General features: G+C 69.4%; 4 protein-coding genes. All 4 read left to right on the forward strand.

What is annotated here, in order from left to right; all coding sequences use genetic code 11:
- Positions 1-10: 10 nt before the first annotated feature.
- Complete coding sequence (locus tag APY03_RS13550; protein ID WP_232081204.1) at positions 11-1,645, forward strand: NAD(P)/FAD-dependent oxidoreductase; 1,635 nt, start codon at positions 11-13, stop codon at positions 1,643-1,645.
- A 146-nt stretch (positions 1,646-1,791) separates the two neighbouring features.
- The gene (locus APY03_RS13555; RefSeq protein WP_068677652.1) at positions 1,792-2,508 is read left to right on the forward strand and encodes a response regulator transcription factor; all 717 of its coding nucleotides are present in this window, start codon (positions 1,792-1,794) and stop codon (positions 2,506-2,508) included.
- The gene (locus APY03_RS13560) at positions 2,508-3,698 is read left to right on the forward strand and encodes a sensor histidine kinase (protein ID WP_083944333.1); all 1,191 of its coding nucleotides are present in this window, start codon (positions 2,508-2,510) and stop codon (positions 3,696-3,698) included. The genes APY03_RS13555 and APY03_RS13560 overlap by 1 nt, the downstream gene beginning before the upstream one ends.
- Before the next feature lie 219 nt (positions 3,699-3,917).
- Positions 3,918-5,471 (forward strand): ESPR domain-containing protein (locus APY03_RS45330; RefSeq protein WP_198161245.1); only part of this gene is annotated, 1,554 nt, incomplete at its 3' end.

Consider the following 5,471-nt stretch of genomic DNA (forward strand, 5'->3'; position numbering starts at 1 on the left):
CTGACCCACTGTGGACACCACGCCTTCCAACCACGATGTCGTCATCATGGGGGGCGGGCTCGGGGGGCTCACGCTCGCGCTGCAGCTCAAGCGGCGCTTCGGCGACATCGACGTGGTGGTGCTGGAGCGTCGCGCCCATCCGGTGCCGCATGCCGCGCACAAGGTGGGGGAGTCCTCCGTCGAGATCGGTGCCCATTACTTCGACACGGTGCTGGGCCTGAAGGCCCACATGCATGGCGCCCACTTGCGCAAGTTCGGCTTCCGCTTCTTCTTCAGCGAGGGCCGGCGCGACATCGACCAGGTGACCGAGATCGGCTCCAGCCGCTACCTCTCGGTGCCCAGCTACCAGATCGACCGCGGCATCTTCGAGAACTACCTGGCGAAGGAGGCCACGCGGGCCGGCGTGCACTTCATCGACGACGCGCTGGTGCGCCGCATCGAGCTGGCCGAGGATGTCCATGCGCCGCACCGGCTCGAATGGACGCAAGACGGCGAGACGCACGTCGTCCACGCGCGATGGCTGGTGGACGCCTGCGGCCGCGCCGGCCTGCTCAAGCGCAAGCTGGGGCTCGCGCAGCCCAACGCACATGTGTGCAATGCGGTCTGGTTCCGCATCGGCGAGCGCATCACCATCGACCACTGGTCCGACAGCGCCGAGTGGCGCGAACGCTGCGAGCCGCAGGCGCGCTGGCTGTCGACCAACCACCTGGTCGGCACCGGCTACTGGGTCTGGCTGATCCCGCTGGCCTCGGGCTCGCATTCGGTCGGCATCGTGGCCGACCCGCGGCAGCACCCGCTCGACGCCATGGACAGCTTCGACAAAGCCATGGCGTGGCTGCGCACCTGGCAGCCGCGCCTCTACGATGAACTCGACGGCAAGCGGCACCTGCTGCAGGACTTCGCCTTCTTCCGCGACTTCTCCTACGGCTGCAAGCAGGTGTTCTCGGGACAGCGCTGGGCACTGACCGGCGAGGCGGGGCTTTTCCTCGACCCGTTCTACTCGCCGGGCAGCGACTTCATCGCGATGAGCAACACCTACATCACCGACCTGATCGCGCACGACCGCGCCGGGCACTCGGTGGAGGCGCGCGCGCAGCTCTACGACCAGATCTATCACTCGTTCTACGAGAGCACGCTCGCGCTCTACACCGACCAATACGCGCTTTTCGGCGACCCCGAGGTGCTGCCGGTGAAGGTGATCTGGGACTACACCTATTACTGGGGTGTGCTCTCGCAGATCTTCTTCCAGCAGCGCCTCACCGACCTTGCGCTGCTCGGCAGCCTGCGCGAGGAGCTGCTGCACTGCCAGCACCTGAACTTCGCGATGCAGGACTTCCTGCGCGCCTGGTCGGGGAAGAGCGCCAAGCGCAACGCGGCCGTGATGCTGGACCATGCCGCCCTGCCGTGGTTCGCCGAACTCAACCGCAGCCTGGGTGACCGGCTGGACGACGCGGCCTTCCAGGCGCGCATGCGGGCGTCGGCCGAGCAGCTGCGGGCGCTGGCCGGCGAGATCCTGCGTCGCGCCGGCGGCCAGCATCCGGACCTGGACGACCGGGCCCTGCGCGCAGTGCTGGCCGAAAGGACCGGTGCCACGCCATCGCCCGCCGGTGTCGCAGCCCCCATGCTATTTGCAGCTTCAGAATGATGGATACCGTTGGCTGCGAGGTTTACGCCAGCTTTACGGAGCGTTCAAGCCTTCTTGTCCCCGCCCGGCGACGCTAGGCTTCAGCATCCCCCCGGCGTCCTGCCGGGCCGAACAAAAGCCGGCGCGCGCGCCGGCCGAGGACCCCGATGAGCACACCCCAACTCCTGATGATCGAAGACGACGCCCGCCTGGCTCAGATGGTCGGCGAGTACCTGGCGCAGTCGGGCTTCGGCTTCCACCATGCCCTCGACGGCGCCAGCGGGCTCGAGATGCTGCAGCAGCGTTCGCCCGACCTCGTGATCCTCGACCTGATGCTGCCCGACACCGACGGCCTCGAGGTCTGCCGCCGCATCCGTGCCCTGCCCAACAGCGCGCTCGCCAAGGTGTCGGTGCTCATGCTCACCGCCAAGGGCGATCCCATGGACCGCATCATCGGCCTCGAGATCGGCGCCGACGACTACCTGCCCAAGCCCTTCGAGCCGCGCGAGCTGCTGGCGCGCATCCGCGCCGTGCTGCGCCGGCGCGGCGAAGGCGGCAGCGAGGCGGCGCCCGCCGCCGTGATGCGCTTCGGCACGCTGGAGATCGACCGCAACGCCCGCAGCGTGACCGTCGGCGGGGCGCTCGCCGACCTCACCTCCTATCAGTTCGACCTGCTGGTCGCCATGGCCGAGCGCGCAGGCCGCGTGCTCACGCGCGACCAGATCATGGAAGCCGTGCGCGGCCGCGAGCTGGAGGCCTTCGACCGCTCGATCGACGTGCACATGGGCCGCATCCGCGCGGCGATCGAGGCCGATGCCAAGAACCCCAAGCGCATCCTGACGGTGCGCGGCGTGGGCTACGTTTTTGCCAAGCAGCAGGACTGATGTTGCTCAACCTGTACCGCCGCCATCTCTACGTCCGCATCTGGCTGGCGGTGGTGGGCGGCGTCGTCATCCTCACACTCTGCGCCAACTGGATCGTGCGGGAAGCCGCCGAGAACGAGCGTGAGCGGCTGTCGGCGGTGCCGCGAGAGGTGGTGGTGCTCGACGGCAAGGACCGCGCGATCGGCGTCGGCAGCGCGGTGCGGGTGCCCGGCCAGGGGTTGGAGTTCGAGGTGACGCTCGAGGACGGCCGCGCGATGTCGCTGCGCGTCGCGCCGCGGCCGCGTCCGACCGGGAGCACCGGCCTGGCCGCCTGGCGCACTCCGTTCGGACTGGGCTGGATGATCGCGCTGGTCGGCGTGGCAGTGGCGCTGGGTGTCTACCCGATCGTGCGCAAGATCACCAAGCGGCTGGAGACGCTGCAGCGTGGCGTGCAGCGCTGGGGCGAAGGCGACCTGTCGGTCCGCGTGGCGGAGGACGGGCAGGACGAGGTGGCCGACCTGTCCAACCGCTTCAATTCAGCCGCGGCCCGTGTCGAGGAGCTGGTGCGCTCCCACAAGTCGCTGCTGGCCAATGCCTCGCACGAGCTGCGCTCGCCGCTGGCGCGCATCCGCATGGGACTGGAGCTGATGAGCGAGCGGCCGAGTCCGACCGCGCGCGACGAAATTGCGCGCAACATCGCCGAACTCGACCAGTTGATCGACGAGATCCTGCTGGCCAGCCGGCTGGACGCCAAGGAAGCCGACATGGGCACGGTCGAATCAGTGGATCTCACCGGCTTGGCGGCCGAGGAGTGCGCGCGCGTCGACGCCGAACTCGACGTGGCCGAGAACGCCAGCAGCGAGGCGCTCACGGTGCGCGGCGTCCCGCGCCTCCTGCGCCGCGCGATCCGCAACCTGCTCGAGAACGCGCGCCGCTACGGCGCCGGCGAGATCAGCGTCGAGCTCGGCAGTCGGCAAGGCACGGCGGAAATCCGCGTCAACGACCGCGGCCCCGGCGTGCCGGCTGCGCTGCGTGATCGGATCTTCGAGCCCTTCTACCGGCTGCCGGGCGCGAGCGAGCGCAACGGCGGCGTGGGCCTCGGACTCGCGCTGGTGAAGTCGATCACCGAGCGCCACGGCGGCAGCGTGCGCTGCGAGGACCGGCCGGGTGGCGGAGCCAGCTTCGTGATCGCGCTTCCGAAGCAGGCATAGGGTGCCCGCAAGCTAAATCTCGCTTTTTGTCGCAGCGATCTCACGATCCCGCTGGGTATTCCTAGCATTCGCGGGTCGCTGCCCGGCCGGGGTTCAAGAACTGAGACCCGAGCCTCCTCCTCTGGCGCATGCATGGAAGAGGAAGGTCACCGTTCAGGCGGCACGCCTGCCACGTGCGTGCAACGCGCGCGTGGGTCCCTGGACAACCCGAGATCTCCCATGAACAGAATGCATCGCAGCCTTTGGAACGCCGCATTGGGCGCCTGGGTGGCAGCCCCCGAGAAAGCCCGTGCGCGAGGCAAACGCAGCGGCATCGCGAGGGCCGGCGTGTCGTCTCTCCGTTTGCTTGCGAGTGCCTGCCTGCTTACCTGGGCGGCTCCATCAGCCTTCGCCTGCGATGCGGGCGACACCGCGTCGTTGGCCAGCTGCATTGCAAACGCTGCCACGGACAGCACCATCACGCTCACGGCCAGCATCACGCTCACGGGCAACATAGGCGTGCTCGGCGCAGATGCGACGATCAACGGCAATGGCCATACCCTGGATGGCGCCAGTACGTATCGTGGGTTCTTCATTGGCGCCGGCACGGCGACCATCAGCAACCTGAGGATGCAGAACCTGCGGGCCCTGGGCGGGCAGGGTGGGGCGGGCTTCGCCGCCGGCGGTGGCGGCATGGGCGCAGGCGGCGCGGTGTTCGTGGCCAATGGCGCGGGGGCCAACCTGGAGGACGTGGTCATCCTCGACAACCGTGCGATGGGGGGTAGCGGTGGCGAATTCGGCCCTTTTACCGGTGGCGTGGGCGGCGGGGGCGGGATGGGAGGCAATGGAGGCACGGCCGTCCCTGCAGGCCCTTCGAATGGCGGCGGGGGCGGTGGCTTGTTTGCAGATGGCGCTCCTCCCCTGGCGACACTCATAGGCGGCGACGGTGGAGGGCCGACTGGCGGTGCAGGCAGTAGCGGAGATGGAGGCGATGGCGGCGCCTATACCGGTGGTGGGGGGGCCGGCTTTACTGAATTTGGCGTGGCCACCCGAGGTGGAGGCGGTGGCTTGGGCGGTGGCGGCGGTGGCAGCGGCGCCTTTGGTAGCTCCGAGGGCGGGCGCGGCGGATTTGGAGGCGGTGGTGGGGGTGGAAATTTCTTTGGGGGAGCGGGAGGCTTTGGCGGTGGTGGCGGCAGCAGCGGCCAAATCGTGGCAGGCCTCGGGGGCTTCGGCGGGGGCGGGGGAGGAATCACTCTCGGAGGGGGCATCACTGGCGCCGGCGGAGGCGGTGCCGGCATGGGCGGTGCGATCTTCGTGATGGAAGGGGGCTCGCTCACCCTGAGTGGCACCAGCCAAGTGAGCGGCAACGGCGTGGTTGCCGGCGCGAGCGGCAGCGGCGGTGGCGCGGATGACGGCTCGGCCTTCGGCAGCGGCATCTTCATGCAGGGCACGAGCGGCACGCTGGCCTTCGCGCCGGACGCCGGCGACCTGCAGACCGTGGCCGACGCGATCGCCGACCAGACCGGCTCCGGCGGCCTCGGCGCCAACGCCGGCAGCATCGGCGTGGTCAAGAGGGGCGCTGGACGGCTGGTACTCTCCGGCACCAACACCTACAGCGGTGGCACCACCGTCACCGGCGGCACGCTGTCGATCTCCTCCGACCCGAACCTCGGCACGGCGGCGGGCCCGCTGACCCTCGATGGCGGCACGCTGCAGAACACCGCCACAGTCACGACAGCGCGTGCCATCACCATCGGCAGTGGCGGTGGCGGCTTCCAGACCGACGCCGACCTG

Origin of the sequence: Variovorax sp. WDL1 (genome assembly GCF_001541225.1) — a bacterium.
Classification (GTDB): domain Bacteria; phylum Pseudomonadota; class Gammaproteobacteria; order Burkholderiales; family Burkholderiaceae_C; genus Variovorax.